Raw genomic sequence first — 3,899 nt, 5'->3', positions numbered from 1 at the left:
GCGCCAAAGTAAAGCTAAAGGGCAAAGGCTTACCCGCTTACAAAAAAGATAATGAGTTTGGTGACCTATATCTTACCTATGATATACAAATGCCGGTAAATCTTACAGAAAAACAAAAACAGCTATTTGAAGAACTAAAAAAACTACCACAGTCCTGATATAAATTTAAAGAACATGAAAACAGTAAATTTAATAACAGCCAGTGAATTTTGTTCGTACCATAATATAGAGTATACCTTTATAAAGTCGTTGCAAGAAGCTGGGTTAGTTGAGATTACGGTGATTAATGAAACTACATTTATTCCCCAAACGGAACTGCAAAAGCTCGAAAAACTCATCAACCTGTACCAGTTGGATATTAACGTAGCTGGCATTGAAGCTATAACTTATTTGTTAGACAGGGTTGAGAGTATGCAGGAAGATATGCGCAATTTAAAAAACAAACTGCGATTATATGAAGATGAAGAATAGTAACAGCCTATTCCATAATTCAAGGCATCCCATTTCTGCTTTTTGCAGACCTTCCTTTAGCTTATAATCAAACACCAGGCTCTTGCCTAATTAGCAAAATCCTTACCCAATAATTCGGCCAACTCAAGATCATGGGTTGATATGAAAACAAAATTCTGATTAGTATTGATGTATGATATATTAAACCCAAAACGGGATTTACAGTCATACAAGTATAAATGAACTACAGTACTAACTTAAATTTCGATTTATGAAACTGATCAAATTTTCAATTATAGCTTGTGCACTGTTATTTTCAGTTCAATTTGCGAAAGCCCAAAGCATATCTATCGGTGCCTCATTTGGTTATGGTTACCACTATCCGCATCACAGGGTAATTGTGGTCAACGATTATCCAGCATATACTTACTACAGTCGGCCGGTTTATTATGGTCGGCCATATTATTCAGCCCGTTATTACCGCCGTCCCGCTTACTATCGTGTTCACCGCCATGACAGGCATTGGTAATAATTAATATAAAAAGGCCGTCCAGTAGTATATTGGACGAGCTTTTTATATTTTAACCGCTCAAGCTATCAGTTCCTGATATAAACTTATCTGTTGCCGCTTAAAAAGCCCTGCAAAGCCTGCTGAGTAAAAGCCGATAGTACAAGTTCGCCGCTAATTGCGGCCMGCTGGGTTAATAACTCGTCCCAATCTTCGGTGCCTTCCCATAATATTTGCTTTAAGCCAGTAAGCGCATCGGGGTGATAAGAAGCCAGTTTTTGAGTAAGCTCATCAAGCGCTGCGTCAAGCTCAGTAATATTCTCATATACTTCGTTGTATAAACCTTTATCGCAGGCCCATTCTGCTGTTTGAAAATCTGAAGCCCTGATGGTAAGCTGTGAAAAGGCTGGCAGGCCGATTTTGCGTGTAACTGCCGGTGATATTACAAACGGTCCTATACCTATAGCCAACTCGCTTAATTTGATAGAGGCGAATTGAGTTGCCAGGCAATAATCTGCCGCGGCTGCAAGGCCAACCCCACCACCTACCGCTTTACCCTGAACACGGACTATCACTATTTTAGGCGATTTACGACAAGCATTGATCACTTTGGCAAAGCCTGAGAAGAATAATGCCCCCGCCTCTTTATCTTTGATCTGAACAAGCTCATCAAAGCTGGCACCAGCACAAAAAGTACGCTCGCCTCCGCTTTTAAGCACAATTACCCTCACTTCCTTATCTTCACCGGCCTGTATAATATTTTGAGTAAGCTCATTTAAAAGACTGGCAGGCAGTGAGTTTTGGGCGGGGTGATAGAAACTAATAGTTGCTACACCATTTGTGCTTTTTTCAAAAGATATATTTCCGTTATCGATAGCAGGCATAATTAAGGGTTTATTTGAATGGGTTTGATCACTAAAAACCAACATCGATCAATATCAGAAGTATTTAGCTTACCTGCAATTTTCGTTTAAAATGGCTTAAAAACCAAGGCTTTTTTAAGGTATTAATGGCAAATCAAAATAAAAGGTGGCACCATTACCCAATTCACTTTGAACCATTATTTTACTTTGATGGTTATTTATGATCTCTGTGCTGATATAAAGCCCCATTCCAAGACCACTGGTCATAAATTTTTTATCCTCAACCCTGTAAAACCGTTCAAATATCCTGTCTATTTGTTCTTCGGATAAACCTATCCCAAAATCGGTCACTGATACACGCACTATATTATCCTGCACAGCCGTTTTAAGGATGATCTGTTTATTATCCTGCGAGTATTTTACAGCATTATTAATAAAATTCATTAATACCTGTTCCAGCCGTTCGGCATTCCCCTGAACACGAAGCTCGGGTTGCGATTGGTTATCAAACTCATAAAGGGGGTAAATATGCCGGGCATTTTCTATAACAAGCCCCATCAAATCAGATATATTCACTTCGTCTAAAGCATATTCTAATCTTCCGGCTTGTATTTTACTTACATCGAGCAAGTCATTCACAAGACGTTGCAATTTATTAATAGCCACAATGGCTTTTTCAATATATTGTTTAACAACAGGTGGAACCTCTTCTTTTTTATAGGATGTTATAAGTTGCAAATACCCTTTTAAACTGGTTAATGGCGTTTTAAGCTCGTGGCTTGCTATCCCGATAAATTCATCCTTGCGATCCATTTCCCTTTTCTGATCCTCAATATCAGTAGCAGTACCAACCCAAAAAATTATATTTCCTTTATCGTCCCTTAACGGTATAGCTCTGTTTAAATGCCAGCGATAAGCACCATCCCACCTTTTGTAACGGTTTTCAACCTCAAAAACATTGCCCGTTTTTAATGATGTAACATACCTGTCTATTGTATTTTGTATATCATCAGGATGTATCACTTGTTGCCAACCCCAACCAATTGTTTCGCCATAATGACTGCCAGTATAATTGTACCATTGCTGGTTATAAAAGTTAACTTCACCACCCGGCAAGTTTGTCCAGGTCATTTGCGGGATGTTATTAGCTAATAGTTTAAAGTGCTCCCTGCTTATCAGCAAATCGCTGGTGCGCTCTCTAACGGTATATTCCAATTCATTATTCAGTATTTCAGCAGCATTTTGGGCTGCTAATAACTGTTCATTTTTTACTTTTAACTCCCATTCAGCCTCCTTTTGACTTGTCAGATCGGTTAGAATAAGACTTAGGGCCGTGCCTTCGTCCAGATCAAGAGTGGTGCATGATAGCAAACAAGGAGTTAATTGAAGTTTTTTATTGACAAGCAGTATTTCTCCATTGCAATCTTCGCTCCAGCCTTTATGTATCAATTCGTTAAACGTTACCAATGATATTTCAGGGATAAATGTTTCAAAATTTAAACCAATCACTTTTTCGAGTGATAAATTCATCATGGCAGCAAAACGCGAATTACTGTAAAGAATAATACCATTGCGGTTTAGGGTCACTGCACCCTGATTCATTTTTTCAATAAAAACACGGTAAGTTTGGTCGGCGGTTTTAAGGGTGTACAACTGGTGGCCATCATTACCCTTAACAATAATCGCGTCAACCTGGCCATTGCGTATGGCTTCAATAGTATCATTAGCCTCCTCCAACTGCACCTGGAGTTCGTTATTTTGATTCAATAACTCTTCATATGTATATTTAGCCAGTTCCATTTAGTTTTCTATTGTAAACCAAGTCCTCTTAATACCTTGTTAACGTCTGACATATCACCTATCAATCTTCGTTCCATTCCTGGCGCCCTTTTGATCAGCATGGGTAATGCAATGATCTGTTCACGCTCGGCAATTAAAGGCTGCTGATAAACATCAATAATCTCCAAATTATAATTACCCTTTAAATGTATCTCACAAATAGCCTTTAAGTTAGATATGGCGCGTGACGAGTTTGGTGWGGCCCCGGTAACAAATAAGCGTAACTGATAAACATGTTG

Annotated in this window: 5 protein-coding genes; 2 read left to right on the top strand and 3 right to left on the bottom strand. The window is 38.7% G+C overall.

Features of this window, described 5'->3' with window-relative positions; genetic code table 11:
* Window positions 1–174 precede the first annotated feature (174 nt).
* Both AC1DRQ_RS30015 and AC1DRQ_RS30010 read left to right on the top strand, forming a co-directional pair.
* A complete protein-coding gene (locus tag AC1DRQ_RS30015) occupies window positions 175–471 on the top strand; it encodes a chaperone modulator CbpM (RefSeq protein WP_429392436.1) in 297 nt (98 codons plus the stop codon).
* Window positions 472–721: 250 nt separating this feature from the next.
* Window positions 722–979, top strand: a complete 258-nt coding sequence (locus AC1DRQ_RS30010; protein ID WP_477429570.1) for a hypothetical protein — start codon at window positions 722–724, stop codon at window positions 977–979.
* Window positions 980–1,065: 86 nt separating this feature from the next.
* Here AC1DRQ_RS30010 and AC1DRQ_RS30005 read toward each other — a convergent pair whose 3' ends face one another.
* From AC1DRQ_RS30005 to AC1DRQ_RS29995, 3 genes are all read right to left on the bottom strand, one after another.
* Complete coding sequence (locus AC1DRQ_RS30005; protein ID WP_477429568.1) at window positions 1,066–1,842, bottom strand: enoyl-CoA hydratase/isomerase family protein; 777 nt, start codon at window positions 1,840–1,842, stop codon at window positions 1,066–1,068.
* A gap of 114 nt (window positions 1,843–1,956) precedes the next feature.
* Window positions 1,957–3,621, bottom strand: a complete 1,665-nt coding sequence (locus AC1DRQ_RS30000) for a PAS domain-containing sensor histidine kinase (RefSeq protein ID WP_477429566.1) — start codon at window positions 3,619–3,621, stop codon at window positions 1,957–1,959.
* 8 nt (window positions 3,622–3,629) lie between these two features.
* Window positions 3,630–3,899: circadian clock KaiB family protein (locus AC1DRQ_RS29995; protein ID WP_477429564.1), on the bottom strand; the 270-nt coding region annotated here is incomplete at its 5' end.

The organism is Mucilaginibacter sp. P4_E8 (genome assembly GCF_056401495.1).
The sequence above is the reverse complement of the archived record's forward strand: the minus strand, read 5'-3'. Positions and strand labels throughout refer to the sequence as shown.